The sequence below is a fragment of the Ottowia beijingensis genome (assembly GCF_013423955.1).
Taxonomy (GTDB): Bacteria; Pseudomonadota; Gammaproteobacteria; order Burkholderiales; family Burkholderiaceae_C; genus Ottowia; species Ottowia beijingensis.
Genome location: NZ_JACCKX010000001.1, coordinates 3,398,056 through 3,424,637 on the forward strand (window position 1 = coordinate 3,398,056; position 26,582 = coordinate 3,424,637).

Consider the following 26,582-nt stretch of genomic DNA (forward strand, 5'->3'; position numbering starts at 1 on the left):
TGATTCTAGGAACCGCACCGACACACCCACCCATGCTGCCCATCCTGTTCACCGTGAGCTGCCTCGTTCTCGTCGGCGCCCTGCTGGCGGCCGAGCGCGTGGGGCGCCCGGTGCTGGCGGGCACGGTCAAGACGATGGCGAGCTTGTGCTTCATCGCGTTGGCGCTCGTGCTGGGGGCCTTGTCCACGACGTACGGAACCATCGTGCTGGTGGCGCTGGTGCTGAGCGCGCTGGGCGATGTGGCACTGGCGTCCGACCGGCCGGCGGCCTTCATGGCGGGACTGGGCTTCTTTCTACTGGCGCACATCGCGTTCTCGGCGGCCTTCGCGCAGGCGCCGTGGTCTTGGGGCGCTCTGGCCACCGCAGCAGCGGCCATGGCGGTGGTGGGCGCTTTGAGCCTGCGCTGGCTGTGGCCGCATCTGGGCGCGGGGTTCAAGGGGCCGGTGCTGGCCTACATTGTGGCGATCATGGTGATGTGCGCGCTGGCCATCGCGTTCGCCGGGGCCACGGGGCGCTGGCTGCCGGCGGTGGGGGCGCTGCTGTTCGCGGCGTCGGACCTGGCGGTGGCGCGGCAGGCCTTCGTGGCCAGGACCTTCCTGAACAAGGCCTGGGGCCTGCCGGCGTACTACGTGGCGCAGTTGCTGATGGCGTGGTCGGTGGCCGGCGCTGCGTGAGGCGCGGCGCTGCTGCGGCGCCGCACGGATAATCGCGCCCCATGGACATCGTGATGCAACTCGTGGACTTCATCCTCCACGTCGACAAATACCTGGGCGCCTTCGTGACGCAGTACGGCCCGTGGGTCTACGCGCTGCTGTTCATCATCGTCTTCGTCGAGACGGGCGTGGTGGTGATGCCCTTCCTGCCCGGCGATTCGCTGCTGTTCGTGGTGGGCGCCATGTGCGGCGCGGGGCTGATGAGCTATCCGCTGGCGGTGGCGGTGCTGCTGGTGGCGGCGATTCTGGGCGACCAGTGCAACTACAGCATCGGGCGCTACTTCGGGCCCAAGGTGTTCCAGTGGGAGGACTCGCGTTTCTTCAATCGCAAGGCGTTCGACCGCGCGCACCAGTTCTACGAGCGCTACGGCGGCGTGACGGTGATCCTGGCGCGCTTCATGCCTTTCATCCGCACCTTCGTGCCCTTCGTGGCGGGCGTGGCTGAGATGACGCGCAGCAAGTTCACCTTCTTCAACGTCACCGGCGCGCTGATCTGGGTGCTGGGCATCGTCACCGCCGGCTACCTGTTCGGCAACCTGCCGTGGGTGCAGGCCAACCTGAGCAAGATCATCTGGGCGCTGATCATCGTGCCGGGCCTGATCGCCATCTATGGCGGCTGGAAGGCTGGCCGTGCCGAAAGCAGGGCGCGGCCGCGTCCTGACGGCGCGCGCACGGCGTCTGTTCCTCCAAGAAAAAGCGGGCGATCCGGTGGTGGAATCGCCCGCCAAGCTTTGGAGGAGAACTTGCAAGAAACCTAGCGTTTCGGCCCGTGCCGCTGGCGCCAGTGTTCATTCAACGCGCGATGGCGGCCCGGGGTTGTCAGACGGGGCTGACCCGAGGCGTCAGCCAGCGGCCACAGGCGGCGCTGGTGTGACAAAACGCACGCCTGACCGGCCCGAGTGCTTCAATAAAAATAGCTGCCGGCGCCCGTTGATAAACGATTTCAAATTCTTTTGGCTTGAAATCGTTGATGGACAGGCGCAGGCCACTATCAATAATGAAGTGGCCGGCGTCACACCTGCCGGTTGCGCGCCAGCGGCGGGTTGGCCGCGAAGTACTTCTGGATGCCGTTGATCAGCGCGTTGGCCAGGTCGTTCTGGTAGGCCTCGCTGCGCAGCTTGCGCTCTTCCTCGGGGTTGCTGATGAAGGCCGTCTCGACCAGCACGCTGGGGATGTCGGGCGCGCGCAGCACGGCGAAGTTGGCGCGCTCCACGTTGCGCTTGTGCAGGCGGCCCACGCCGCCGATCTCGCGCACGATGGCGCTGCCCAGTGTCAGGCTGTCCTTGATCTGCGCGGTGGTGCTCATGTCGAGCAGCGCGCGCTGTACCAGCGAATCCTTGACGCCCAGGTTCACGCCGCCGATGCGGTCGGCGTCGTTCTCCTTGCTGGCCAGCCAGCGCGCGGCGGCGCTGGAGGCGCCGCGCTCGGACAGCGCATACACGCTGGCGCCGCGCGCCTCGGGCCGCATGAAGGCGTCGGCGTGGATGCTGATGAACAGGTCGGCCCCCACGCGGCGCGCCTTCTCGACCCGCGTGGCCAGCGGCACGAAGAAGTCGCCGTCGCGCGTCATGAAGGCGCGCATGGGGTTGCCGCCCACGGTGGTGTTGTTGATGCGGTCGCGCAGCTTCAGCGCCACCTGCAGCACCACGTCCTTCTCGTAGGTACCGCCGGGGCCGATGGCGCCCGGGTCCTCGCCGCCATGGCCGGGGTCGAGCGCGACGATGATCAGGCGGTCGGTGCGCTCGGCCGCGGGTGCGCGGGCCGTGGCGCGCGGCGCGGGCGCGGGGGCGGCGGTGCGGGCGGCTGCGGGCGCATGGTCAGGCGCGGCGGCGCCGGGGCGGCTGGCGGCGCGGGCGCGCGGGCCACGGCGGTATCGCGCCGCGTCATCTCGTTGGCGCGCTCGATCTGGCGCGCGATCAGGTCGCCCAGCGAGTCGGTGGCCTCGGGCGTGGTGGCGGCCATGCCGGTGGGCGCCGTGGCGCCGCTGCCCAGCTCCTTCATGCGCTCGGCGATCAGCTGCTCCAGCGGGTCGGGCGGGTTGGCGGGGTACAGGTCGAACACCAGCCGGTGCTGGTAGGCCGCCACCGGCGCCAGCGTGAACACCTGGGGCTTGATGTCGTGCTTGAGGTCGAACACCAGCCGCACCACGCCGGGCGCGTTCTGCCCCACGCGAAGGCCGGCGATGTTGGGGTCGTCGGCGCGCACCTTGGCCACCAGCTCGCGCAGCGTGGGGCTCAGGTCGAGCCCGTCCACGTCCACCGCCAGCCGCGGCGGCTGGCCGATCATGCGGTGCGTGGTCTTCAGCGGCGTGTCGGATTCGATGGTGACGCGGGTGTAGTCGTCGGCCGGCCACACGCGCACGGCCACGATGCCGGCGCCGCGCGCGATGTGGTGCGTGGTCAGCAGCAGCACCAGCGAGCCGCCCTGCAGCAGGGCGCGCCGGCGCGCGGGCTGGGGCGGCAGGGGCAGCGGCGGGCGGCTCATGCGCGCAGCTCCTGCAGCAGTTGGGCGCCCAGGGCCGTGCCGGCACCGAGCGCGACCTGGCGCGAGTCGTCGGCCTGCGCCTCGATCTGCAGCACCAGGTCGGCCGGCGGCAGCAGGGCGGCGGCCTTCTCGGGCCATTCGGCCAGCTTCAGGCCGGGCGCGGCAAACAGGTCGCGAAAGCCGGCGTCCTCCCACTCGCGCGGGTCGTTGAAGCGGTAGAAGTCGAAGTGCGACACGGCCAGGCCATCGGGCGTGGCGTGCGGCTCGACCACGGCGTAGGTCGGGCTCTTGAGGCGGCCTTCCACGCCCAGCGCGCGCAGCAGGTGGCGCACGAAGCTGGTCTTGCCCGCGCCCAGGTCGCCGTGCAGTTCGATGAAGGCATGGCGCAGGCCGGGCAGAACGGCCAGGCGCCGGGCGAAGGCGGCGGTGTCGTCTTCGGTGCGCCAGTGCAGATGCAGTGGCGCGCTTTCTACAATTTGGGCGTGGCTGAGAGTGGCGCTCAAATCGATTCCCTTGATCTGTGGACGCAGGTGCGCGGCTGGGCGCAGGCGCTGGGGTTTTCGCAGGTCGGCGTGGCCGGCGTGGATTTGTCCGCCGCCGAGCCGGGTTTGATGCAGTGGCTGCAGGCCGGGTTCCATGGCCGCATGGATTACATGGCCGCGCACGGCCTGAAGCGCGCCCGCCCGGCCGAACTGGTGCCGGGCACGGTGAGCGTGATCACCGCGCGCATGGATTATCTGCCGCAGGACACGCCCGACGATTGGCAGGCCGCCGAGCTGGCGCGCCTGCAGCGGCCCGGCGAGGCCATTGTGTCGGTCTACTCCCGCGGCCGCGACTACCACAAGGTGCTGCGCGCGCGGTTGCAGAAGCTGCAGGACCGCATCGCCACCGCCATCGGCCCCTTCGGCCACCGCGTGTTCACCGATTCGGCACCCGTGCTGGAGGCCGAGCTGGCTGCGCGCAGCGGCCAGGGCTGGCGCGGCAAGCACACGCTGGTGCTGTCGCGCGAGGGCGGCTCGATGTTCTTCTTGGGCGAGATCTACGTCGACCTGCACCTGCCGCGCACTGAAGCCACCGGCGCGCACTGCGGGCAATGCCGCGCCTGCATCGACATCTGCCCCACGCAGGCCATCGTGGCCCCGTACCGGTTGGACGCGCGGCGCTGCATCTCGTACCTGACCATCGAGCACGACGGCCCCATCGACGAAGCGCTGCGCCCGCTGATGGGCAACCGCATCTACGGCTGCGACGACTGCCAGCTCATCTGCCCGTGGAACAAGTACGCGCAGCGCAGCAGCCTGCCCGACTTCGACGCGCGCGACGGCCTGGCCGATGCCAACTTGGTGACGCTGTTCGGCTGGAGCGAAGCAGAGTTCCTGCGCCGCACCGAAGGCGGGCCGATCCGCCGCATTGGCCACGTGCGCTGGCTGCGCAACATCGCCGTGGCGCTGGGCAACGCCCTGGCCGCGCTGCCGCCCGGCGATGCGCGCCGCGCGCCGCTGCTGGCTTCGCTGCAGGCCCGCGCCGAGCACCCCACGCGCTGGTGCGCGAGCACGTGCAATGGGCCTTGAAGCGGTGAAGTCACGGCGTTGCTAGTGTTTTTGGATGGGGTGGCCGCGCTGGTGATGCGCGGCACGCTGCCATTTTCATAGCATTCTAGGCCATGCGTCAATCCGGCCTGTCATGCGGTGGCACGCTGGGGCAGCGCAAGAGCGTCTTGTCCGACAAAGGGCTGCTATCGAATTGCGTAGCATGCGCGTTCGTGTTGTCGCTTTGCGCCAAGGCGTGCCCCAAGAAACCCCTTTTGAAGGAGACCCAATGACCTACAGCCTGCGACAAGTCCAACCCCTGCTGACCAAGCCCGAACTCGAACTGTTCCAGGCCAGCCGCGCCGGCGCCATCAAGGAACTGAACCCGCGCCAGCTGGCCGCCAAGCTGACCCGCGCCCGCGCCCTGCGCGACAAGTACCGCGACACCTACCGCCGCCAGACCGTGGCCACGCGCACCGGCCCGGCCAAGGATCGCAAGCAGATGGGCGGCGAAAACAACCGCACCGAGGTCAAGGCCGAGATCATGCAGGAGGTGCTGACGCGCTTCGAGGCGCAGCACGCCAAGGCGCAGGCGAAGCTCGACAAGCAGGCCGCCCGCAAGACCAAGACCGCCCGCGCGCACAACGCCCCCGGCGCACCCACCACCAGGACCAACCCCAAGGCCGCGCAGCGCAGCCGCCGCAGCACCGGCAACGCCGCCCCCGGCGAAGGCGCGCAACTGGCGATGCGCGGTGCCACCACCACCAAGCCGCGCCAGGTGGCACGCAAGAAGCGCGCCGCCGAGGACCTGGGCTACGAAGTGGTGAGCGCGCGCGGCGCCAAGTCCACCCGCGCCGGCGGCTCGTCGGTGCGCCCGGCGGTCAAGAAAGCCGCAGCCAAGAAAGCAGAACCGAAGAAAACCACCGCCAAGAAAGCACCCGCCAAGAAGATCGCGGCCAAGAAAGCCATCACCGGCGCCGCCAAGCCGGCTGAAAAGCTGGTCAAGCAGGTGCGCAAGGCCGTCGCCAATAAAGCCGCTACCGCCCCGACCGAGGGCCAGCCCACCGCGCGCCGTGCCATCCGCACCCAGGTCGGCGGCACGTCCAGCGCCAACGCGCAGGGCGCCGTGCCCACCAACATGCCGGCCAAGGCGCAGCGCCTGAACCCGCTGAAGGCCGAGCCGATCAATAAGAAGATCCACGCCTCCGCGCGCGGTCGCAAGAAGACGTTCGAGGGCAAGCGCGACGCGCGCTGAGGGCAGGCGGCGTCGGGCCGGTCACGCCGGTTGCGGCGCGCACGCAAGGCCGCTGCGCGCCCGGGGCGGCGCATCGGCGCTGCACTCATTCCATTTCAAATTCAATGCGTCAATCACCGTCATCCCGGCGAAGGCCGGATCCATGTTTCTCCGCACACGCCGTCTGGATTCCGGCTTGCGCCGGAATCACGAGATATTGGACTTTGATCTGGAATTGGAATCAGGCTAAAGGGCCTTGCGGCCCGTGGCCCGTGGCCTGTGCCAGCCGTGCTGCTGGTGCCTGCTTGCCCCAGCGGTTGACCAGCGCCACCAGCGACAGCATCACCGGCACCTCGACCAGCACGCCCACCACGGTGGCCAGCGCCGCGCCCGAGTGCAGGCCGAACAGCGAAATGGCGACGGCCACCGCCAGCTCGAAGAAGTTCGAGGTGCCGATCAGGCAGGCCGGGCCGGCAATGTCGTGCGGCAGCTTCAGCAGGCGTGCGCCCACCCAGCTGAGCAAAAAGATGCCGTAGGTCTGCAGCAGCAGCGGCACGGCGATCATGGCGATGACCAGTGGCTTGTCCAGAATGGTCTGCGCCTGAAAGCCGAACAGCAGCACCACGGTGGCGATCAGCCCGGTGATGGACCAGGGCTTGAGCCGCGCCACGAAGTCGCCCACCGCCGTGGGCGAGCGCTGTTGCAATGCATGCCGCGTGAGCACGCCGGCCACCAGCGGCAGCACCACGTAGAGGATGGTCGAGAGCAGCAGCGTCTGCCACGGCACCGTCACGTCCGTCACGCCCAGCAGGAAGGCGGCAATGGGTGCAAAGGCGAAGATCATGATCAGGTCGTTCACCGACACCTGCACCAGCGTGTAGCTGGCGTCGCCCTTCACCAGCTGGCTCCAGACGAACACCATGGCGGTGCAAGGCGCAACGCCCAGCAGGATCATGCCGGCGATGTATTCGCTGGCCGATTGCGGATCGACCCAGGGCGCGAACACGACCTTGAAGAACAGCACGCCCAGCGCCGCCATGGTGAAGGGCTTGATGAGCCAGTTCACCACCAGCGTCAGCACCAGCCCGCGCGGCTTCTTGCCCACGTCCTTGATGGATGACCAGTCGATCTGGATCATCATCGGGTAGATCATCACCCAGATCAGCACCGCGACGATCAGGTTGACGTGCGCGATCTCGATGCCGGCGATGGTCTGGAAGAAGCCCGGCATGACCACGCCCAGCGCCACACCGGCGGCGATGCCCAGGGCGACCCACAGGGTCAGGTAGCGTTCGAAGAGTCCCATGATGTTTTCAAGTCAAATCAGGCTTTGGCGCAGGCGGGGTAAACGCGGGCAGCTATGAATAAAGGAGTTTTTGTTCAGGGACGAGGTTGAGGTGCCCTGGCCGACCCCAGCAACCCGGCCCTGTGGGAGCGGCCTTGGCCGCGATGGGGCCTCGCCTTGACCGGGGACGCCGTATCGCGGGCAAGCCCGCTCCCACACAAGACAGAGGGGACGCCGTGGCATCAACCCGCCTGGGCCAGTGCCCGCGCGCTGTCTTGCAGCATGGTCCTGGCCAGCTTCTCGGGTGGCAGGGCGATCAGCAGTTCCAGCCGGCGCTTGATGGCCAGCATGGTGTGGCGGAAGGCTTCGCGCTGCTGCTCGGGCGTGCCCTGCACGTCGGAGGGGTCGGGATAGCCCCAGTGCGCCGTCGCCGGTTGGCCGGGCCAGTAGGGGCAGGTTTCGCCGGCGGCGTTGTCGCACACGGTGATGACCAGGTCCATCTTCGGCGAGGCCTCGCCCGCGAAGTCGTCCCAGCTCTTGCTGCGCAGGCCGTCGGTGTCCACGCCGGCGTGCTTCAGCACTTCCAGCGCCAGCGGCTTGGGCGCCGTGCCGGGCTGGCTGCCGGCGCTGTAGGCCTTGAAGCGCGTGCCGCCGATGTGGTTGAGCAGCGCCTCGGCCAGGATGGAGCGGGCGGAGTTGTGGGTGCAGAGAAACAGCACGTTCAGGGGCTGGTGGGTCATGGGCTTGTCCGGTGGTGGGAAGGGTGGTTTTCAGGGCGGGATCTGGAGGTGTGTGGGAGCGGGCTTGCCCGCGATGGGCGGCGGGTGCGGCGTGGCGCTGCATCGTGGGCAAGCCCGCTCCCAAAAGGGGGTCGGGGGCCAGGTTGGCGGCTGGGGGCATGGCTCAGCGCGCAGGTTCAGCGGCTTCGGTGGCTTGCGCGCCCGCCAGCGCACGCAGCCGCGCCACGCCCACCGGCTCGTCCTGCAGCAGTGGCACCAGCGCCCAGCGTTTCGCGTGCCGGGTGCGGATGGCCTCGACCTCCTTCAACTCGCCTTCGGCACGGCGGCGCAGCAGGGGCGAGGCAACGGGCGCGGCGGCCACGCTGTTGTTCACCACCCAGGCCCAGGGCTCGATGCCGGCGCGGCGCAGGTCGTCCTGCAGTTGCGCGGCTTCCAGCACGGGCGTGGTCTCGGCCAGGGTGACGATCAGCACCTTGGTGCGCGCCGGATCCTGCAACTGCATCATGGGCGTGGTGAAGTGGCTGCCGGCGGCCATCTGGCGCGCCACGTCGCGGTGGTAGGCGCCGGTGGCGTCCAGCAGCAACAGGGTGTGGCCGGTAGGCGCGGTGTCCATCACCACGAACTTCCGGCCCGCTTCGCGGATGGCGCGCGAGAAGGCCTGAAAGACGGCGATCTCCTCGGTGCAGGGCGAGCGCAGGTCTTCGGCCAGCAGAACGCGGCCGGCCCCGTCCAGCGCCGCGCCCTTGGTCGCCATGACGTGGGCGCGGTAGGCCTCGGTGGCGGCGTGGGGGTCGATGCGGCTGACTTCCAGGTGCTCCAGCTCACCGGCCAGCGTCTCGGCCAGGTGCGCCGCCGGGTCGGAGGTGGTCAGGTGCACGGGCAGGCCGCGCGTGGCCAGCTCCACCGCCACGGCGGCGGCCAGCGTGGTCTTGCCGACGCCGCCCTTGCCCATCAGCATCACCAGGCCATGGCCCTGAGCGGCAATTTCGTCAACCAGCGCGGAGAGCGTGGGCGCGTCGGGCAGGGCGATGTGGGGCTCGCCGGCGTCGGGCGTGGCACCGCGCGCCTCGGGCTGCAGCAGCGCGCGCAGCGCATCCAGCCCGACCAGGTTGAAGGCTTTCAGCGCGATGTGGTCGGTGGGCAGTGCCGCCAGCGCGGGCGGCAGGTGCGCCAGCGCCGCCAGTTCGCGCCGCACCACGGCGGCGGCCAGCGGATCGTGCGCGGCCTCGCTTTCGGGCAGCAGGCCGTTGATGACGAGGTGCTGGCGCGTCAGGCCGATGGCGGCCAGCTCCTCGTGCGTGCGCGCGGCCTCGCGCAGCGTGGCACCCTGGCCGCGCGCCACCAGTACCAGGCGGGTGCGGGCGCCGTCCTGCAAGGCTTCGACGGCGGCCTTGTACTGGGCGCGCTGCTTGTCCAGCCCGGCCAGCGGGCCGAGGCACGAGGCATCGCCCTGGCCGGCCTCCAGAAAGCCGCTCCACGCGCCCGGCAGGCTGAGCAGGCGGATGGTGTGGCCGGTGGGCGCGGTGTCGAAGAGGACATGGTCGAACCCGCGCGTGGCTGCGTCATCGGCCAGCAGACCGGTGAATTCGTCGAAGGCGGCGATCTCGGTGGTGCAGGCGCCGGAGAGTTGTTCTTCGATGCCCTTCACCACGTTGTCCGGCAGCACGCCGCGCACCGGGCCGACGATGCGGTCGCGGTAGGCCTGCGCCGCTGCCTGCGGGTCGATTTCCATGGCGCTCAGGTTGGGCACGGCAGGCACGGCGACGATGCGGTTGCCGATGGCGAGGCCGAACACCTGGCCGACGTTGGAGGCCGGATCGGTGCTGACCAGCAGCACCTGTTTGCCCGCGTCGGCCAGTTGCACGGCGGCGGCGCAGGCGATGGAGGTCTTGCCGACGCCGCCCTTGCCGGTGAAGAACAGGAAGCGCGGGGGTTGCTGAAGGAAGTTCATGGTCGGGCGCGGTGAAGACTGAAAGCTATCGAATCAGCAGCACTTGCCGCTTGTCGGCTGGGCGCTGGCGGCCGATTCGGCCTTGGGCGCGCAGCAGCCTGCAGCGGCCGGCGTCGCGCTCGGCCCGCAGCAGCCCGCGGCCTGCGGCGCATCCAGCTTCAGCCCCGCCCAGCGCGCCAGTTCGGCCCGCTGCGGGTAACGGCCGGCCAGCGCCACTTCGCCATCCACCAGCACCAGCGGCAGGGCCTCGGCGCCCGAACGCTGCAGAAAGCCTTTCACCGTGGCGTTGTTCGCGAACTCCAGCGGCTGCTGCGACAGGTTGAAGCGCGTGATCTGCGCGCCTTGCCCGGTGGCCCAGGCGGCGTCGGCGGCAAAGCTCACCAGCGCCTGGTCCACATCAGTGCCGCACACGCCGCTGGCGCAGCACAGGGCGGGGTCGAAGATCTGGATGGCTGTGGTCATTTTGATACTCCAATACAAGTTGAAATGAATGCGCAAAAAGTCATGCTCCCGTCGCATCGGCCAGCGCGGCGCGCCGGGCGGGCGCGCACGACGAGGCCGTTGGCAGGTCGCCGCACAGTTCGGGGTGCCCGGCGCAGCACTCTTCGGTGAGGTAGGCGATGAGGTCGAGCATCAGCGGCATGTTGGCGCGGTAGCGCTGATAGCGGCCTTCCTGCTCGACCGACAGCAATCCGGATTGCGTGAGCGCCTTGAGGTGGAAGGACAGGTTGCTGGGCGCCAGCTCCAGCGCCGTGGCGATCTCGCCCGCCACCAGGCCTTCCGGCCCCTGGCGCACCAGCAGGCGGAAGATGTCGAGCCGGATGCCCGAAGACAGCGATTCGAGCGTGAGCAGGGCGGCCGCGCGTTCCATGGGTTGATATTACAACCACTCTTGAAATGATGCAATGCGGCGCCAACCCGCTGCGCGTGCCGCGCCGGTCGTCACCAGCGCCCCAGCACCGCCAGCGCCAACGGCAGGCTGGCCACGCCCAGCGCGGTGGACAGCGTGACCAGCCCCGCCACATACGGCCCGTTGTAGCCCATGCGCGCGGCCAGCACGTAGCAGCTCGATGCTGTGGGCAGCGCGGCGAAGGTGAGCAGGATGGTGGTCTCGGCCGCGCCCAGGCGGAAGGCGCGCGCCAGCAGCCAGGCGATGACGGGCGACAGCAGGTGCCGGATGGTCAGCACGCTCGCGCCCAGCAGCTTGCCGCGCGCCAGGCTCTGGAACTGCATGCCCGCGCCGGCGGCCATCAGCCCCAGCGCGATCGAGGCCGCGCCGATGCGCGTGACCGTGGGCGCCAGGAATTCGGGGATCGAAAAGCCCAGCAGATTGGCCACCAGCCCCGACGCGGTGGCGATGATGAGCGGGTTGCGCACGATCTCGCCCATGAAGCCGCGCTGCGCGTGCCGCGTCATCGGCCACACGGCGCCCACGTTGAACAGTGGCACGCACACGCCGATCAGCACCGCGATCAGCTGCAGGCCTTGCGCACCCAGCAGCCGCTCGGCCAGCGCCAGGCCGATGAAGGAGTTGAAGCGGAAGGCGACCTGCGCGCTGGCCGCGTGGTCGCGCCGGTCGATCCAGCGGCCCAGCAGCGGCACATGGGGCAGCGCATACGCCAGCGCGATGCCGGTGATGCCCAGCGCCAGGCCGGCGCCCATCAGGCCCGAGGCGGCCTGCAGATCCAGCGGCGTGCGCACGATGGACTGGAACAGCAGCACCGGGAACAGGAAGTAATACACCAGCCCCTCCACCACCTGCCACACCGGCCGGTTGAGCGCCGTGTGCCGGCACAGCAGGTAGCCGATGACGATCAGCGAGAAATCGGGGAAGAGAAGCTGGGCGTAGTACACGCGGGTGACGGGCTGGCTGGGCCGCGGGTGCGGCGAGGAAAGCGCGCTGCGCCCGGGCGCGGCGATTATGGGGGATGGCAAGGTCTGGCGCGGGCGGGAGGCGGGCCGTTAAGCGCGGTTTCATACGGGTTTGGCGTTCAAGGCAAAGACCAATGACCGCGCCTGGCGCCGCATGACGAATGACCAAGGCGCCATTTGTCATTGAAGCGCAGCGAAGTCATTCGTCATTCGTCATTTCTTGAAAGCGGGTTCGTATCAACGCCCCGGCCGGCCAAAACAGGCGATAGCCATTTGGCGCCACACGGCAGTTTGAAAAAATAGCTGCTTGCGCCCGTTATTCAGGCGCTGAAGGCGTTTTTGACCATGCAAAAAACAGGCAAGGTCCCCCTTTATCTTGCTTGAACCCGCACCGGGGCCGCCCGCGGGCGCCCCGTGCCGATCTCTACAGGTTTAGCCATTAACACTCCTTACCTAGACAATCGTGACTGCGCGACTCATGCAACGTCGTCCGCCGCTTGAACAGATGCCAAGTTATCAAGCGTACAAACCCAAGTTCCAGCATCAACGACGAATCTCGCCACAACGCCTTCCGACTCATCCAATATCCGAACTTCAATGCCATCAGCCGCACTGGCCCAGACTTCCCCTTGTACTCGCGAAATATCAAAGCCATTGGCCTGAAAACCCTTGGTCCATCCGGTAGAGCCGGTACTCTGCCACTGATAGCCTGACGCCTTAAGTTGATCTTTAATCGCGAATGTAGGTGAAATTCCCCGTCCTTCTTGATTTCCTACTTGGACCAACAACCTCATTGACTTGCTCTTCACCGCTGGAAATTCACTCCAGTCGATCTTAGCCAACCTCATGGTTTTAGCTACTTCCTCAATAAATGGAGAGTAGCTTTGACGCTCCGTGACGATGAATAATTTATCGATTGCACGAGTCAACGCGACATAGAACAGACGACGCTCCTCTTTTGCAATCCTATCCGGGCTATCTCCCAATATTCTTGAAAATGCCCAATCTGGATGAATTAATGGATAACTGCGAGCCACAGCATCCATAACGATGACAACGGGTTTCTCGAGCCCCTTATATTTGTGCGAAGTCGAGATCGAAATACCTTCAGCGAGGCCTTTAGAAAAAATGAGCGGACAAGCTCAAGATAGCCAGACAATCCTTTGCCCCCTTGCCCATGTTCTCGAAAATTTATAAACCACGGCATTCCATTTCTTCGACAGAGCAGGACTACCTCCTTACCTTCTGCAAGCGCTTTACTGACAATCCGAGACGCGATTGGCGTAATCACATCTCCTGGATGCCGCTGCTTTTCAATCAGAGCAGGTTCAAACTGAGCGACATCGACCAAGAAAACAGATCCGGCATCTTTCGAGTTTGCAACGGCAGGTTTTCCGTGTCCGCGCATCAACGCATTGCCAACGTCGACGATAGATCTAAACGATCGATAGTTGGTAGAAATATGCAGTTTTCTAGATTTTCCGATCCACCTCTCAAAATCGGAAAAGAAACGCAAATCCGATCCTGCGAATCCGTTTATTGCCTGCCAGTCATCACCAACACAAAAAGTTGAACCCCAGGATTTTCTTTTCGAATAGATTGCAGGAGTCGATAGAACAGATCTGAGAAGTCTTGAAATTCATCAACAAATACGTAACAGATTTTTCGCAAATCGCCGCTACCGGTTTTCCTCTCAAACCTTGTTCGACCAGACGAAACAGCGCTCGCGGCACGTTGCAGGAGTCCATCGAAGTCCTCTTCGCCCGTTGACACAAGACGGTCTAGGTAAGCAGCGTATAAATCATGAACCAGATCGAGAAACATGCTTTCGACTGGTGAAAGCGGCTTGTATGCGTCTATCAGTGAGCCTAGGTCTTGCGGCGAAAGAGACTGCTTTCTGCATCTTCCAACAAACCCGACTGCTGCATTGGTAAATCGATCAATCGCTCGGTCTCGGACTCGCAACCAAATCTCATCTTCACTTAATCGGTTAAAGACCAAACCTTGCTCTCGTAATGCCCCTCTTAATTGATCAATGAACCCTTCAACCCCATTTATACGAAAATCTGCAGGAGAAAACTCAATAAGATCCCAGTCCGGCTTCGAGCGCCAGTACCTGCGTTTGTCACTAGACATCTCATCATAATCAGGATCGCCCGCTAAGCCGAAATATTCAATAATGACGCCACTTTTTGGCGTCTTAAATATTGTGAAGTCAGGTCGATAGTTAACCTCTCCCCACCAATGATTTCTCTCATATTTATAGGCAATATCGTGTTCAAAAAGAAAGTCCGCGATCACCTTTTCGCCATATGACTTAACGTAATCTCCACCAATACTCTCTCGCGGCAGGGAGCGTCGATATTTTAGAAGCTCTTCTTTTGTCTGATCGTAACGACCGGCAACGATCCGATCCCAGTCCTCCCTGAAGTGAGCGAGCATTAGCTCTCGAATGCGGCCTTTGAATTCCGCATCTTGCAGGAAGTCATCAATAACCTGCTGAAATGCCTTGCTAAGCCCCTGTGACTCACCCTCGGCACCGTTGTAAAGCAAACTTTCTTCCGGATGAACAATGGCATAAGCCAGAGCATGAAACGTCATCACATACGGCAACGCCACTTGAAGTGTCTTGGCCACCGCATCGACAGCTTCAGCTTCCATCTCCCCAGTCCACTCGACGTCCTGCTTGAACTCTTTTCCCACGCTTCTCGATTTCTTCCTTGATAGAAATTTCTGCCCTAGGCTCTAGGAGTAGCAAAATTCGGCGCCGAATCTCATTAGCAGCTTTCCTGTTAAATGCAAGCAACAGCATGGTGCTTGGGGCCACACGGCAGTGCTTCATCATGAAATACGCGCGAATAACGAGCGTCGCGGTTTTGCCGCTACCTGCACGAGCAATTACCTGCACGTGTCCATTTACGGCAGCAATCGCATGGAGTTGCTCTGCATCAGGCAGTTGCTGTGATCCGGCGTTTGACTTAGGTAGGTTGTCTTTCAGCCACGATCTAACAAAGACAATCTTCTCTTCCTCATACTCTTTGCGCCCAATATAGTTAGATGGCTCCCCTCATACACTTCATCAGCATTGACAAAGTCGTATTGAAAAGCATCCCTAATTGCTGCGATCGCTACTTTATATCGTTTCTCAATTTCATCACTTGGGAAGAGCTTCCAGCTTTTTCAAGCTTTCCAGGAGAAGGCACAAACCATCCTTGTCAGTGAAGTTCACTGTTCCTGATGGAAAATCCACTTGAAGGAATCCTTCCCATCCTGAGCGCAGGACTCCACTTCCGTACGCTTCATGGAGCACGATATCGCCAACAACCATTTGGCGGTCAATTCTTTCGAGAAGCGATAGTTTGTGGTCTGCACGCAGCATTTTTTCAAACGATTTACGTTTATGCTTATCTGTAAACTCTAGGAGCGAGTAAAGAAACCCTGAGATTCCAACCCGGTGAAACGCACATGCATTCCATGCCCACGCCACAACGGCATAGGTTTCTCCGCACCGGGGTCGAAGATCGCCGCTCAGCCGCCCACGGGCGTGTTCAGGTAGATCGGGCCGCCGGGGCCGACCGGCCAGCCGAGCCAGAACCACACCAGCAGGAAGATCGTCCAGCACACGCCGATGGCGATGGAGTAGGGCAGCAGCGCGGCGATCAGCGTGCCGATGCCCATCTTCTTGTCGTACTTCTGCGCCAGCCCCAGCACCAGCGGAAAGTACGGCAGCATCGGCGTGATGGGGTTGGTGATGGAATCGCCCACGCGGTAGATCATCTGCGTGAACGCCGGGTGAAAGCCCAGCAGCATCATCATGGGCACGAAGATCGGCGCCAGGATGGCCCACTTGGCCGAGGCGCTGCCGATGAAGATGTTGACGATGGACGACAGGATGACCACGCCGACGATCAGCACCATGCCGTGCTGGTTCTGCAGCAGTTCGGCGCCCTTCACCGCGATGATGGTGCCCAGGTTGCTCCAGTTGAAGAAGGCCAGCATCTGCGCGGCGAAGAACACGATGACGATGAAGCCGCCCATCGACGCCATCGAACTGGTCATCATCCCCGCCAGGTCGCCGCCGCTCCTGATCTTGCCGGCCACCAGGCCGTACACCAGCCCCGGCACGAAGAAGAACAGCGTGATGATCAGGCCGATGCCGTTCATCAGTGGCGAATCCTGGATCAGGCTGCCGGTGGTGGCGTTGCGCAGCAGGCCGTTGGACGGAGTGCTGAGCGCCAGCAGCACGCCCACCACCGCCAGCAGCGACCAGTTGGCCGCGCGCAGCGCCTTGATCTCCTGCGGCGTCAGCGCGGCCTGCTCTTGCGACACGAACTCGGGGTTGTCGTAACGCCCCAGGCGCGGGATGCCCACTCGCGTGGCCACCACCCACACCACGGCCGTCAGCATGAAGGTGGAGGCGGCGACGAAGTAGTAGTTCATCGCCGTGTTGGTCTCCACGCTCGGATCCACCAGCGCCGCCGCCGGTGCGGTGAAGGCCAGCACCAGCGCGTCCGACATGCCCAGGATCAGGTTGGCCGCAAAGCCCCCAGCGCCGCCGCATAGGCCATGGCCACGCCGGCCACCGGGTGCAGCCCCAGCCGCAGGAACACCATGGCGGCCAGCGGCGGCAGCACGATGGGCGCGGCGTCGCCGGCCACGTTGCCCAGGATGGCCACGAAGATGATCACCGGAATGATGAAAGCCTGCGGCGCGCGTTCGATCACACGGCGCATGGCCACTTCGAAGTAGCCCGTCTTCTCGGCCACGCCGATGCCCAGCATCACCACCAGCACCAGGCCCAGCGCCGGGAAGGCGCCGAAGTTCTTCACCGCCTCCGACAGGATGCGGCGCAGCCCGTCGGCGCTGAGCAGGTTGACCGCAGCCACCGTCTTGCCCGTGGCCGGGTTGGTGACCGACACGCCCGCCGCCGCCGCCAGCCACGAGGCGATCAATACCAGCGCGCAGATGGCGATGAAGATCATCACCGGATCGGGCAGCTTGTTGCCGATCTTCTCGACGCCGTCGAGAAAGCGGTCCACCAGGGTGCGGCGCGGTGCCGGGGCGGTTGGAGTGGTCATGAAAGCTCTCTTCTTGTTGATTCGATGGCCCACGCGGGCTAGGGAAAATCCCCGTCGCTCCAGGTCGTGAACCGACGTTGGATGTGTGTATTCTTGTTGATTCACCACCTCAGCCGCTTTGCACGGAATCAAGAGGTTCATTCAATTTCTCAGGAGTTTTGCCCTTATGCAACGTCGCCACGTGATCGCATTGGCTGCCGCCGTCGCCAGCCTGACAGCCGGCACCGCCTTTGCCCAGGCCTATCCCAACAAGCCGATTCGCCTGATCGTGCCCTTTGCTGCCGGCGGCACCACCGACATCATCGCGCGCGTGATCTCCGAGCCGCTGGGCAAGGCCCTGGGCCAGCCCGTGGTGGTCGACAACAAGGGCGGCGCCGGCGGCGTCATCGGTGCGCAGGAGGCCGCGCGCGCCGCGCCGGACGGCTACACCATCAGCATGGCCACGGTGTCCACCACCGCGGCCAACCCGGCCATCAACCCCAAGACCGGCTACGACCCGGTGGCCGACTTCGTGCCCATCATCAACATCGCCGCCACGCCCAACCTGATCGCGGTGCACCCCAGCTTTGCCGCCAAGGACCACAAGGCCCTGGTCGAGCTGCTGAAAAGCCAGCCGGGCAAGTTCAGCTACGCCTCGTCGGGCACCGGCGGCATCGGCCACCTGCAGACCGAGCTGTGGAAAAGCCTGACCGGCGTGTTCGTCACCCACATCCCCTACCGCGGCGCCGGCCCGGCGCTGAACGACGTGGTGGCCGGCCAGGTGCCGATCATCTTCGACAACGTGCCCTCGTCGCTGCCCTTCATCAAGAGCGGCAAGCTGGTGCCCGTGGTGGTGGCCGCGCCCGAGCGCCTGAAGGACCTGCCCAACACCCCCACCTTCAAGGAGGTGGGCCTGGAGCCGGTGAACCGCATGGCCTACTACGGCCTGCTGGCCTCCAAGGGCACGCCCAAGGAGATCGTCGACCGGCTCAACGCCGCCACCCGCAAGGTGCTGGAAGACCCGGCGGTGAAGAAGCGCATCGAGGACACCGGCTCCTTCGTCATCGCCAACACGCCCGAGCAGTTCGCCCAGCAGATCAAGGACGAACTGGCCGTGTACAAGCAGGTCGTGACCAAGCAGAAGCTCACGCTGCAATAAGCCAACCCGGTTGACCACCATCACCCGCCGCGGGCCATGCCCCGGCGGGTTTTTTGTGCTTGCTATGAACAGAGGAGCTGTCAGCGCTTGCCAGCCGGGCGCTGGCGGCTGATCGGGGCCTTGTGGGAGCGGGCTTGCCCGCGATGGCAACGCCGCCGATGTTCACAGCCCCCATCGCGGGCAAGCCCGCTCCCACAGTGCCGTACGTGCCTTTGGTATCGTCCCCCGCGTGACCGCCCCTCCGCCCGCCGCCGACCCGACCATCGACGCCTTCACCGACGCCCTGTGGCTGGAGGACGGCCTGTCGAAGAACACGCTGGAGGCCTACCGGCGAGACCTGCGGCTGTACGCCGAATGGCTGGCCGCCGAGCACGGCGCCACGCTGCCGCAGACGCGCGAGCAGCACCTGAACGGCTACATGGCCGCCCGCGCGCGTGGCAAGGCCACATCGGCCAACCGGCGCCTGACCGTGTTCAAGCGCTACTTCCGCTGGGCGCTGCGCGAGCGCCTGATCGACGCCGACCCGACGCTGAAACTGCTGACCGCCAAACAACCCTTGCGCGTGCCCAAGACGCTGAGCGAGGCGCAGGTCGAGGCGCTGCTGAACGCGCCCGACACCGACACGCCCCTGGGCCTGCGCGACCGCACCATGCTGGAGCTGATGTACGCCAGCGGCCTGCGTGTGAGCGAGCTGACCACGCTCAAGACCTTCAACGTCGCCTTCAACGAAGGCGTGCTGCGCGTGATGGGCAAAGGCAGCAAGGAGCGCCTGGTGCCCTTCGGCGAAGAGGCGGGCGACTGGCTGCAGCGCTATGTTTCTGAAAGCCGACCGGCCCTGCTGGGCCCGCGCCAGACCGATGATCTGTTCGTCACCAGCGCCGGCCGCACGCCCGGCACGGCGATGTCGCGCGTGATGTTCTGGGGCCTCGTCAAGCGCTACGCGCTGCAGGCCGGCGTGACCGCGCCGCTGTCGCCCCACACGCTGCGTCACGCCTTCGCCACGCACCTGCTCAACCACGGCGCCGACCTGCGCGCCGTGCAGATGCTGCTGGGCCACGCCGACATCAGCACCACCACCATCTACACCCACATCGCGCGCGAGCGGCTGAAGGATTTGCACGCGCAGCACCATCCGCGCGGTTGAGAGTCTTTTTGGGCTGCAGGCCCTTGTGCAGCAAGCGCTGACAGCTATCGATATCGAAGTATCCACGGGCTTGTGGGAGCGGCCGTGGCCGCGATGGCTGAGCCGGATCAAGCGACGCGCTGCCATCGCGGCCAAGGCCGCTCCCACAAAGGCCGGCATAGCGTCGACGGCTGAGATTTCACGATCATGGATGCAAAAATAGGGAGTATGTGATATTGAATACCGTGAATAGGGCGCTAGTGGATTGCGTTATGGGGAGTATGTGGCCCATGCCCTGATGCGGGCGCGGGCTTGCCCGCGATGACCGCTGCCCGTGGCCGACGCGCGCCACGCGGCCCAGGCTTCCCCAGCCCCCGGCATCCGGCCGCCCACCGCCGGGCCGCGCCACCCGCTGTCGCACAATCGCCGCCATGAACTCCACCACCTTCATCGCCAACCGCCGCGCGGCCTTGGCCACCCTCGCCGCGCTCGCCGCATCACCCGCCGCCTTCGCCCAGCCCTGGCCCGCCAAACCCGTCAAGATCACCGTCGCCTACCCGCCGGGCGGCGTGGCCGACAGCGTGGCCCGCCTGCTGGCCGACCGCCTGGCGCCCGTGCTGGGCCAGAGCGTGGTGGTCGACAACAAGGCCGGCGCCAGCGGCAGCATCGGCTTGACGCCGTGGCCAAGGCCGCGCCCGATGGCCACAGCCTGGGCTTTGCGGCCATCAGCCCGCTGGTGCTCAACCCGCACCTGGGCAAGTCGCCGTTCGACCCGGTCAAGGACATCGTGCCGGTGGTCAGCGTCATCGCCTCGCCCGTGCTGCTGCTGGGCACCTCGGCGCTGGCGGCCAGGGATTTCAAGGCGCTGATCGACGCCGCCAAGGCCAGGCCCGGCGCCGTGCGCTGGGCGACGTCCGGCCCCGCCTCGCTCGGCCACATCGTGCTGGAGCAGGTGAAGGCCGGCACCGGCGCCGACATCACCCACATCCCCTACAAGGGCGGCGGCCAGCAGATCAACGATGCGCTGGGCGGCCAGTTCGAGGTGCTGAGCGTGAACGCCGGCCCGGCCGTGATGGGCCGCATCAAGGCCGGCAAGCTCACGTCGCTGGCCGTGGGCTCGCCCGCGCGGCTGGAGCAGTTGCCGAACGTGCCCACGCTGGCCGAGCTGGGCCTGCCGGCGGCCAACGTGGCCTCGGTGTTCGGCCTGTTCGCGCCTGCCGGCACGCCGGTTGCCGTGATAGAGCGCCTCAACGCCGAGGTCAACAAACTGCTGAAGGACAAGGACGTGCTGGCCAAGATCGACGCCGCCGACAACCTGCCCACCGGCGGCAGCGCGGCCGACTTCGGCAAGTTCATCGCCAACGAATCGGCCAACAACGCGCGCATCATCAAGGCGGCGGGCATCACGGCGGGTTGAGTTTGATTTCATATTGATAGCTGGTGGCGCTTACCCATAAAGTGCTGCAGCCCGATTTGACCTAGAAAAAGGCATTCATGAACGGCACCGGCCTGCTCTCCCAACCCGCCCTGCAGGCCGCGCTGCTGGCCGCCGCAGGCGCGTTGGCGTATTGGCTGAAGGACGTGCCGGGCCTGGTCGTCAGTTGGGCCAGGCGCTTCTTCATCAGCACGCTCACCGTCGATTCGCGCGACGAGTTCCTGTTCAGCGCGCTGGTCGAGTACATGGACACGCACCCCAGGCTGCGCGGCGTCAACCAGTTCACCGCGCGCAGCGTGCGGCGCGGCACGGCCTACCAGAGCTGGACGACGACCTGCGCAACGGCCAGCCGCCGCGCGCCTACCTGTCGCCCGGCGAGGGCCTGCACATCCTGCGGCTGGATGGGCGCTGGTTGTGGATCCGGCGCGACGTGCAGGTGGCGCAGGCCGTGTTCGAGAAGATCAGCCTGTCTCAGTTCGGCCGCTCGCCCGCGCGCCTGCAGGCCTTTCTGCAGGCCGCGATCGACACCCGCGCCGCGCGCGAGACCGACACGCTCTCGGTCTACATCCCCAACCCGTTCCACGGTGGCGACTGGATGCGCGCGCGCCTCGGCTCGCGGCGGCCGCTGGCGTCGGTGGTGCTGAAAGCCGGGCAGGGCGAGGCGCTGCTGGCCGACCTGGAACGCTTCTTCGACAGCCGCGAGCGCTATGCGCAACTGGGCATTCCGTGGCGGCGCGGCTACCTGCTGTACGGCCCGCCCGGCACCGGCAAGACCTCGCTGGTCACCGCGCTGGCGAGCGAGCTGCACCTGAACGTGTGCACCCTCAGCCTGGCCAGCCCCATCGTCACCGACGAGAAGATCCACACGCTGCTGGCCTCGGTGCCGCAGCGCTCGCTGCTGCTGATCGAGGACGTCGACGCCTTCTTCCGCGAACGCGACGCCGCGCACGCGCAGGTCAAGCTGTCGTTCAGCGGCTTCCTCAACGCGCTCGACGGCGTGGCCACGCAGGAGGGCACGGTGCTGTTCATGACGACCAACCACGTCGAGCGGCTCGACCCGGCGCTCATTCGCGCCGGCCGCATCGACGAGCGGGTGGAACTGGGCTATGCGGACGAAGAGCAGTTGCGGCGGCTGTACCGCAAGTTCCACGACGACGCGGCGGCGGCGGAAGCCTTCGCGCGCGAGAAGGCGGGGCAGAACCTGGCGCCGGCGGCGGTGCAGGGCGAGTTGATGCGGCGGTTCGGGGCCACGCCCCCGTGAGCCCGTGCCAGTGCGCCGTGGTTGTGCATACTCCCTTCAATGCAGTCCGATAGCGCCTTGTATTCAAGCCATCGAGATATATACCCCCTCATTTTGAGAAAATGAGGTCCAGAAAAAGCCGCCGCATGGCCCGTGCTGCGGCGGCTTCTGCTCAGGCGTGAGGGGCTGGCTTACCCGTGCCTGTCCGGCCGCGTCTGCGGCGGCTGCACCGACCAAGCTGGCGGCTCGTCGCCACCGCTTTCCTCGTCCTTCTCGGCATCGTCGAACGTGCCATGCACCTTGCCCGCGGCGTGGTGCACCGGCGCATAGATGGCGTACAGGCGCAGCGGCTCGCTGCCGGTGTTGACGACGTCGTGCCAGGTGCCGGCGGGCACGGTGATGCACCAGCCGTCTTCCACGGCCTGCTCGAAATTCAGCTGGTCCTTGGCCGGGCCCATCTTGCACACGCCCCGGCCGGCGTCGATGCGCAGGAACTGGTCGGTGTCGGGGTGCGTCTCGAGGCCGATCGACTGGCCGGGCTCGATGGACATCAGCGTGACCTGCAGGTACTTGCCGCTCCAGGCCACGGTGCGGTAGTTGGCGTTGTCCTTGGTGGCGTTTTCGATGTCGAAGGCGTTCGGCTTGGGGCCGATGTCAGTGACGACGGGTTTCTGGCTCATGCGGGGCTCCGTTGGCGGGGTGAGAAGAATGCCGGTGCAGGGCACCGGCGGCCAGCGGTCATCTTAGCCGCTGGTGGCGCTGGTGGGGCATGAGGGTGGTCAAGAGGCCGCGGGTTCGGTCAGCGCGGCGAGTTCTTCAGCGCTGAAGCCCGCCTGCTGCCGCGCCGCGGTGTTGAACGGCCCCTTGAGCCGCGGCGCGCCGTACTGCCGCACCAGCGCGCGGTAGTGCGCCACCGGCTCCAGGCTTTGCCGTTCGCACAGCCAGCCGTACCAGCGGTTGCCGATGGCGACGTGGCCGATCTCGTCGCGCAGGATGACGTCGAGGATGTCGCAGGCGGCCAGCGCGTCGGGCGTGCCGACGGCGCGCAGCTTGTTCTGGATGAGCGGCGTGGCGTCGAGGCCGCGCGCCTCCAGCGTGCGGGGCACCAGCGCCATGCGGGCGGTGATGTCATCCTTCGTCTTTTCGCACATGGCCCACAGGCCGTCGTGCGCGGGAAGTCGCCATACGCGTGGCCCAGCTGCATGCGCAGGTGCTCGTGCAGCAGCTTGAAGTGATACGCCTCTTCGATGGCCACGCGCAGCCAGTCGCGGTAGAAATCCTCGGGCATGTCGGCAAAGCGGCAGATCGCGTCGAGCGCCAGGTTGATGGCGTTGAACTCGATGTGGCAGATGGCGTGGATGAGCGCCGCGCGGCCTTCGGGCGTGTGCACGCTGCGCTGGGGCACCTTGGCGGGGTCGATCAGTGCGGGCCGGGCGGGGCGGCCGGGCAGGGCGGCAGGCTCTGGCAGCAGCGACTCGGGAGCTATCGAAAGCGCAGCTGCCTGCGCTTTGAGGGCGGCGACTTGGGCCAGTTTCTGTTCAAGATCGGCTTCGCAAAGGGCTTGAAGGGCAAGGGGCGCAGGTCCATTCGTAGAATTCTATGAACCCCAACCCGAACAACCCAGGAGACGAAGCGATGGCGGTGTATGAAGTGGACGGCATGACGCCGCAGGTGGACGCGACGGCGTGGATTGCCGATTCGGCCCAGGTGATGGGCAACGTGACGATCGGCCCCGATGCCAGCGTGTGGTTCGGCTGCGTGCTGCGCGGCGACACCGAGAGCATGTCGATCGGCGAGGGCAGCAACATCCAGGACCTGACGGTGATGCACGCCGACCTTGGCCTGCCGCTGACCATCGGCAAGCACGTGACGGTGGGGCACAAGGTGATGCTGCACGGTTGCACCATCGGCGACGAGTCGCTGATCGGCATCGGCGCGGTGGTGCTGAACGGCGCCAGGATCGGCAAGAACTGCCTGGTGGGCGCGGGCTCGCTGGTGACGGAGGGCAAGGAGTTCCCGGACGGCAGCATGATCATGGGCACACCGGCCAAGGTGGTGCGCCAGCTCACGCCCGAGCAGATCGAGGGCCTGCGCCAGAGCGCGCAGCACTACATCGACAACGCGCGCAAGTTCCGCGCGACGCTGAAGAAGCTGTAAATCGGCTGGTAGTCCCGTTTTTGGTGTGGGAGCGGGCTTGCCCGCGATGGGGCGCCAGCCCAACGCGAGGCGCTGTCATCGCGGGCAAGCCCGCTCCCACAGCTTGCACGCCCGGTTGACAAACCCGGGCCTGCCCCAAAATACCCCGGATGTCCGAACTGCACAAATTCATCTTCGACGGCCTGCCGGTGCGCGGCCAACTGGTGCGCCTGACCGACGCCTGGCAAGAGGTGCTGCGCCGCCGCGCCGCCAACACCCAGACCGGCGCCTACCCGCCGCCGGTGGCCGAGATGCTGGGCGAGATGACCGCCGCCGCGGTGCTGATGCAGAGCAACATCAAGTTCGACGGCGCGCTGATCATGCAGATCTTCGGCGACGGCCCGGTGAAGGTGGCCGTGGCCGAGGTGCAGCCCGACATGCGGCTGCGTGCCACGGCCTCCATCGTCGGCGCCGTGCCGCCCGGCGCGCGCCTGCCGGAGATGGTGAACGCGCACGGCCAGGGCCGCTGCGCCATCACGCTCGACCCCAAGAACCGCCAGGATGGCCAGCAGCCCTACCAGGGCGTGGTGCCGCTGGCCGACGAAGGCGGCGCGCCGCTGATGGACCTGGCCGCCGTGGTGGAGCACTACATGCGCCAGTCCGAGCAGCTCGACACCACGCTGGTGCTGGCCGCCGACGAGCAGGTGGCCGCCGGCCTGTTGATCCAGCGGCTGCCGGTGCAGGGGCAGGACAACCTGTCGCAAAGCAGCGTGGCGCGCGAAGACGATGCCGGCGAAGCGGCCGAGGACGACTACCAGCGCATCGCCATCCTGGCCAAGAGCCTGAAGCGCGAGGAACTGCTGGGCCTGGACGCCGACACCATCCTGCGCCGCCTGTTCTGGGAAGAGAACCTGATGCGCTTCGAGCCGCAGGCCGGCGCCAGCGGGCCGCGCTTTGCCTGCTCGTGCAGCCGCGAGCGCGTGGCCGCCATGCTGAAGGGGCTGGGCCAGCAAGAGGCCGACTCGATCATTGCCGAGCAGGGCCAGATCGAGGTGAGCTGCGACTTCTGCGGCCAGCAGGAGCGCTTCGACGCGGTGGACGTGGGGCGCCTGTTCACGCCCGCCGCGCAGCAATCGCCTCAGCCGGGATCGGTTCAATAGAGGGGAGTATATGGTCTCAGCGCTTGCTGATCGGGCGCTGGCGGCCATATGTAGGGGAGTATGTGATAAACAGCCCTGAATCCGAGAGCACGCCAGCGGCGCCCGCCCGCGCGCCGCTGCGCTTCGACGTGCTGACGCTGTTCCCCGAGCTGTTCGCACCCTTCGTCGAGGCCGGCATCACCCGCCGCGCCTATGCCAGCGGCCAGATCGTGCTGAAGCTGTGGAACCCGCGCGATTACGCGGAAGGCAACTACCGCCGCGTCGACGACCGCCCCTTCGGCGGCGGCCCCGGCATGGTGATGCTGGCCGAGCCGCTGGCGCGTTGCCTGGCGGCGGTGCAGGCCGACCGCGCTGACAACGACCCGGGGCCGGTGGTGCTGTTCTCGCCCATCGGCCAGCCGCTGAACCACGCCGCCGTCGAACACTGGTCGGCGGGGCAGGGCGCCATCCTGATCTGCGGCCGCTATGAGGGCATCGACCAGCGCTTCATCGATGCCCACGTCACGCACCAGATCAGCCTGGGCGATTTCGTGCTCTCGGGCGGCGAGATCGCTGCGCTGGCGCTGCTGGATGCCGTGGCGCGCCTGCAGCCCGGCGTGCTGAACGACGAGGGCAGCCACCTTGAAGACAGCTTCAACCCCGCCGTCGACGGCCTGCTGGACTGCCCGCACTACACCCGCCCGGAAGAATGGCAAGGCCAGCGCGTGCCGCCCGAGCTGCTGAGCGGCCACCACGCGCAGATCGAGCGCTGGCGGCGCGACCAGCGCCTGGCGCTCACCGCGCGCCAGCGGCCCGAGCTGATCGCCGCCGCCCGCGCTGCCGGGCGCCTGAACCGCGCCGACGAGGCCGTGCTGGCCAAGGCTGGCGCCGCCGGGCTATAATCAAAGGCTTTTCGATCCTCTGCCGGCCGCGGCCCAGAACAAGGTCTTGAACGGGTTTCAAGGCTGCCGCCCCTAGCGTAGCGCGCGCATGATCGAGAGATGAGGAAACCATGAACCTGATCGAACAGCTCGAAAAAGAAGAAATCGAGCGCCTGGGCAAGAACGTGCCCGAATTCGCCCCTGGCGACACCGTCATCGTCAGCGTCAACGTCGTCGAAGGCAGCCGCAAGCGCGTGCAGGCCTATGAAGGCGTGGTGATCGCCAAGCGCAACCGTGGCCTCAACAGCGGCTTCACCGTGCGCAAGATCTCCAGCGGCGAAGGCGTGGAGCGCACCTTCCAGACCTACAGCCCGCTGATCGCCAAGATCGAGGTCAAGCGCCGCGGCGACGTGCGCCGTGCCAAGCTGTACTACCTGCGCGGCCTGTCGGGCAAGAAGGCCCGCATCAAGGAAAAGCTGCCCGGCCGCGTGGCCAAGCAGATCGGCGAAGCCGCTGCTGCCGAGTAAGCCCGGCGCGCCGGCGGCCCTGGGGCCGCCAGCCCGGCCCAAAAACCGCCTGCGGCCCTTTCCCCAGGCGGTTTTTT

General features: G+C 66.2%; 23 protein-coding genes and 5 pseudogenes. 12 read left to right on the plus strand and 16 right to left on the minus strand.

Features of this window, described 5'->3' with window-relative positions; translation table 11 throughout:
- Positions 1-32: 32 nt before the first annotated feature.
- Both H0I39_RS16865 and H0I39_RS16870 read left to right on the plus strand, forming a co-directional pair.
- Complete coding sequence (locus H0I39_RS16865; RefSeq protein WP_180551251.1) at positions 33-674, plus strand: lysoplasmalogenase family protein; 642 nt, start codon at positions 33-35, stop codon at positions 672-674.
- A 41-nt stretch (positions 675-715) separates the two neighbouring features.
- A complete protein-coding gene (locus tag H0I39_RS16870) occupies positions 716-1,471 on the plus strand; it encodes a DedA family protein (RefSeq protein WP_180551252.1) in 756 nt (251 codons plus the stop codon).
- A 254-nt stretch (positions 1,472-1,725) separates the two neighbouring features.
- On the opposite strand, the pseudogene H0I39_RS16875 reads toward H0I39_RS16870, so the two are convergent.
- Together H0I39_RS16875 and tsaE are read right to left on the minus strand one after the other, a co-directional pair.
- A pseudogene (locus tag H0I39_RS16875) lies at positions 1,726-3,197 on the minus strand (N-acetylmuramoyl-L-alanine amidase).
- A complete protein-coding gene (tsaE, locus tag H0I39_RS16880) occupies positions 3,194-3,700 on the minus strand; it encodes a tRNA (adenosine(37)-N6)-threonylcarbamoyltransferase complex ATPase subunit type 1 TsaE (protein ID WP_180551253.1) in 507 nt (168 codons plus the stop codon). Before tsaE ends, H0I39_RS16875 begins: the two are co-directional and overlap by 4 nt.
- Between tsaE and queG the strand changes: the two are divergent.
- Both queG and H0I39_RS16890 read left to right on the plus strand, forming a co-directional pair.
- Positions 3,650-4,776: pseudogene (gene queG / locus H0I39_RS16885) on the plus strand (tRNA epoxyqueuosine(34) reductase QueG). The gene tsaE and the pseudogene queG overlap by 51 nt on opposite strands.
- Positions 4,777-5,015: 239 nt before the next feature.
- A complete protein-coding gene (locus tag H0I39_RS16890) occupies positions 5,016-5,981 on the plus strand; it encodes a hypothetical protein (RefSeq protein ID WP_180551254.1) in 966 nt (321 codons plus the stop codon).
- Positions 5,982-6,201: 220 nt separating this feature from the next.
- Here H0I39_RS16890 and arsB read toward each other — a convergent pair whose 3' ends face one another.
- The 11 genes and pseudogenes from arsB to H0I39_RS24275 all read right to left on the minus strand — a co-directional run bounded on the left by arsB (position 6,202) and on the right by H0I39_RS24275 (position 17,027).
- Positions 6,202-7,266 carry an ACR3 family arsenite efflux transporter gene (arsB, locus tag H0I39_RS16895; RefSeq protein WP_180551255.1) on the minus strand — a complete coding sequence of 355 codons (1,065 nt, stop codon included), beginning with the start codon at positions 7,264-7,266 and terminating at the stop codon, positions 6,202-6,204.
- A 221-nt stretch (positions 7,267-7,487) separates the two neighbouring features.
- The gene (locus H0I39_RS16900; protein WP_180551256.1) at positions 7,488-7,985 is read right to left on the minus strand and encodes an arsenate reductase ArsC; all 498 of its coding nucleotides are present in this window, start codon (positions 7,983-7,985) and stop codon (positions 7,488-7,490) included.
- Positions 7,986-8,148: 163 nt separating this feature from the next.
- Positions 8,149-9,936 (minus strand): arsenical pump-driving ATPase, encoded by a 1,788-nt coding sequence (arsA, locus tag H0I39_RS16905; protein WP_180551257.1) that lies wholly within the window; start codon positions 9,934-9,936, stop codon positions 8,149-8,151.
- Between the two features lie 33 nt (positions 9,937-9,969).
- Complete coding sequence (arsD, locus tag H0I39_RS16910; RefSeq protein WP_180551258.1) at positions 9,970-10,398, minus strand: arsenite efflux transporter metallochaperone ArsD; 429 nt, start codon at positions 10,396-10,398, stop codon at positions 9,970-9,972.
- A gap of 40 nt (positions 10,399-10,438) precedes the next feature.
- Positions 10,439-10,807 (minus strand): ArsR/SmtB family transcription factor, encoded by a 369-nt coding sequence (locus H0I39_RS16915; RefSeq protein ID WP_180551259.1) that lies wholly within the window; start codon positions 10,805-10,807, stop codon positions 10,439-10,441.
- A 71-nt stretch (positions 10,808-10,878) separates the two neighbouring features.
- Entirely contained in the window at positions 10,879-11,790 is a 912-nt protein-coding gene (locus H0I39_RS16920; protein WP_180551856.1) for an AEC family transporter, read from the minus strand.
- A 494-nt stretch (positions 11,791-12,284) separates the two neighbouring features.
- Complete coding sequence (locus tag H0I39_RS16925) at positions 12,285-12,938, minus strand: 3'-5' exonuclease (RefSeq protein WP_180551857.1); 654 nt, start codon at positions 12,936-12,938, stop codon at positions 12,285-12,287.
- A 406-nt stretch (positions 12,939-13,344) separates the two neighbouring features.
- Positions 13,345-14,511 carry a UvrD-helicase domain-containing protein gene (locus tag H0I39_RS23480; RefSeq protein ID WP_180551260.1) on the minus strand — a complete coding sequence of 389 codons (1,167 nt, stop codon included), beginning with the start codon at positions 14,509-14,511 and terminating at the stop codon, positions 13,345-13,347.
- Positions 14,459-14,857, minus strand: coding sequence for a UvrD-helicase domain-containing protein (locus H0I39_RS24270; RefSeq protein WP_373368349.1), 399 nt, complete (start codon positions 14,855-14,857; stop codon positions 14,459-14,461). The genes H0I39_RS23480 and H0I39_RS24270 overlap by 53 nt, the downstream gene beginning before the upstream one ends.
- Positions 14,858-14,962: 105 nt before the next feature.
- Positions 14,963-15,187, minus strand: a complete 225-nt coding sequence (locus H0I39_RS16940; protein ID WP_180551262.1) for a hypothetical protein — start codon at positions 15,185-15,187, stop codon at positions 14,963-14,965.
- 149 nt (positions 15,188-15,336) lie between these two features.
- Positions 15,337-17,027 (minus strand): annotated as a pseudogene (locus H0I39_RS24275) (AbgT family transporter).
- Positions 17,028-17,052: 25 nt separating this feature from the next.
- Between H0I39_RS24275 and H0I39_RS16950 the strand changes: the two are divergent.
- The 3 genes and pseudogenes from H0I39_RS16950 (at position 17,053) to H0I39_RS16960 (ending at position 20,564) form a co-directional block, all read left to right on the plus strand.
- Positions 17,053-18,024, plus strand: coding sequence for a tripartite tricarboxylate transporter substrate binding protein BugE (locus tag H0I39_RS16950; protein ID WP_180551263.1), 972 nt, complete (start codon positions 17,053-17,055; stop codon positions 18,022-18,024).
- Between the two features lie 229 nt (positions 18,025-18,253).
- Positions 18,254-19,168, plus strand: a complete 915-nt coding sequence (gene xerD / locus H0I39_RS16955; protein WP_308645880.1) for a site-specific tyrosine recombinase XerD — start codon at positions 18,254-18,256, stop codon at positions 19,166-19,168.
- A 410-nt stretch (positions 19,169-19,578) separates the two neighbouring features.
- Positions 19,579-20,564, plus strand: a pseudogene (locus tag H0I39_RS16960) (Bug family tripartite tricarboxylate transporter substrate binding protein).
- A 61-nt stretch (positions 20,565-20,625) separates the two neighbouring features.
- On the opposite strand, the gene H0I39_RS23750 reads toward H0I39_RS16960, so the two are convergent.
- On the minus strand, positions 20,626-20,892 hold the full coding sequence (locus H0I39_RS23750) for a hypothetical protein (protein WP_308645944.1): 267 nt from the start codon (positions 20,890-20,892) through the stop codon (positions 20,626-20,628).
- A 24-nt stretch (positions 20,893-20,916) separates the two neighbouring features.
- Here H0I39_RS23750 and H0I39_RS16965 point away from each other — a divergent pair, with 24 nt between their 5' ends.
- Positions 20,917-21,843 (plus strand): AAA family ATPase, encoded by a 927-nt coding sequence (locus tag H0I39_RS16965; RefSeq protein ID WP_308645933.1) that lies wholly within the window; start codon positions 20,917-20,919, stop codon positions 21,841-21,843.
- Between the two features lie 170 nt (positions 21,844-22,013).
- Here the strand turns inward: H0I39_RS16965 and H0I39_RS16970 are convergent, their stop codons facing one another.
- Both H0I39_RS16970 and H0I39_RS16975 read right to left on the minus strand, forming a co-directional pair.
- On the minus strand, positions 22,014-22,502 hold the full coding sequence (locus H0I39_RS16970) for a cupin domain-containing protein (RefSeq protein WP_180551265.1): 489 nt from the start codon (positions 22,500-22,502) through the stop codon (positions 22,014-22,016).
- A gap of 99 nt (positions 22,503-22,601) precedes the next feature.
- A pseudogene (locus tag H0I39_RS16975) lies at positions 22,602-23,353 on the minus strand (ferritin-like domain-containing protein).
- Positions 23,354-23,457: 104 nt separating this feature from the next.
- Between H0I39_RS16975 and H0I39_RS16980 the strand changes: the two are divergent.
- The 4 genes from H0I39_RS16980 (at position 23,458) to rplS (ending at position 26,505) form a co-directional block, all read left to right on the plus strand.
- Positions 23,458-23,979, plus strand: coding sequence for a gamma carbonic anhydrase family protein (locus H0I39_RS16980; RefSeq protein WP_180551859.1), 522 nt, complete (start codon positions 23,458-23,460; stop codon positions 23,977-23,979).
- 149 nt (positions 23,980-24,128) lie between these two features.
- Positions 24,129-25,118 carry an Hsp33 family molecular chaperone HslO gene (hslO, locus tag H0I39_RS16985; RefSeq protein WP_180551266.1) on the plus strand — a complete coding sequence of 330 codons (990 nt, stop codon included), beginning with the start codon at positions 24,129-24,131 and terminating at the stop codon, positions 25,116-25,118.
- 116 nt (positions 25,119-25,234) lie between these two features.
- Positions 25,235-25,999 (plus strand): tRNA (guanosine(37)-N1)-methyltransferase TrmD, encoded by a 765-nt coding sequence (gene trmD / locus H0I39_RS16990; RefSeq protein ID WP_180551860.1) that lies wholly within the window; start codon positions 25,235-25,237, stop codon positions 25,997-25,999.
- Between the two features lie 110 nt (positions 26,000-26,109).
- Positions 26,110-26,505 carry a 50S ribosomal protein L19 gene (gene rplS, locus H0I39_RS16995; RefSeq protein WP_180551267.1) on the plus strand — a complete coding sequence of 132 codons (396 nt, stop codon included), beginning with the start codon at positions 26,110-26,112 and terminating at the stop codon, positions 26,503-26,505.
- Positions 26,506-26,582: the final 77 nt, after the last annotated feature.

Bases quoted from the DNA above. Each gene is read 5' to 3' on its own strand.
- H0I39_RS16865 (WP_180551251.1), top strand. From the start codon at position 33: ATGCTGCCCATCCTGTTCACCGTGAGCTGCCTCGTTCTCGTCGGCGCC.
- H0I39_RS16870 (WP_180551252.1), top strand. From the start codon at position 716: ATGGACATCGTGATGCAACTCGTGGACTTCATCCTCCACGTCGACAAA.
- H0I39_RS16890 (WP_180551254.1), top strand. From the start codon at position 5,016: ATGACCTACAGCCTGCGACAAGTCCAACCCCTGCTGACCAAGCCCGAA.
- arsB (WP_180551255.1), bottom strand. From the start codon at position 7,266: ATGGGACTCTTCGAACGCTACCTGACCCTGTGGGTCGCCCTGGGCATC.
- H0I39_RS16900 (WP_180551256.1), bottom strand. From the start codon at position 7,985: ATGACCCACCAGCCCCTGAACGTGCTGTTTCTCTGCACCCACAACTCC.
- arsA (WP_180551257.1), bottom strand. From the start codon at position 9,936: ATGAACTTCCTTCAGCAACCCCCGCGCTTCCTGTTCTTCACCGGCAAG.
- arsD (WP_180551258.1), bottom strand. From the start codon at position 10,398: ATGACCACAGCCATCCAGATCTTCGACCCCGCCCTGTGCTGCGCCAGC.
- H0I39_RS16915 (WP_180551259.1), bottom strand. From the start codon at position 10,807: ATGGAACGCGCGGCCGCCCTGCTCACGCTCGAATCGCTGTCTTCGGGC.
- H0I39_RS16940 (WP_180551262.1), bottom strand. From the start codon at position 15,187: ATGCTGCGTGCAGACCACAAACTATCGCTTCTCGAAAGAATTGACCGC.
- H0I39_RS16950 (WP_180551263.1), top strand. From the start codon at position 17,053: ATGCAACGTCGCCACGTGATCGCATTGGCTGCCGCCGTCGCCAGCCTG.
- H0I39_RS16970 (WP_180551265.1), bottom strand. From the start codon at position 22,502: ATGAGCCAGAAACCCGTCGTCACTGACATCGGCCCCAAGCCGAACGCC.
- H0I39_RS16980 (WP_180551859.1), top strand. From the start codon at position 23,458: ATGGCGGTGTATGAAGTGGACGGCATGACGCCGCAGGTGGACGCGACG.
- hslO (WP_180551266.1), top strand. From the start codon at position 24,129: ATGTCCGAACTGCACAAATTCATCTTCGACGGCCTGCCGGTGCGCGGC.
- rplS (WP_180551267.1), top strand. From the start codon at position 26,110: ATGAACCTGATCGAACAGCTCGAAAAAGAAGAAATCGAGCGCCTGGGC.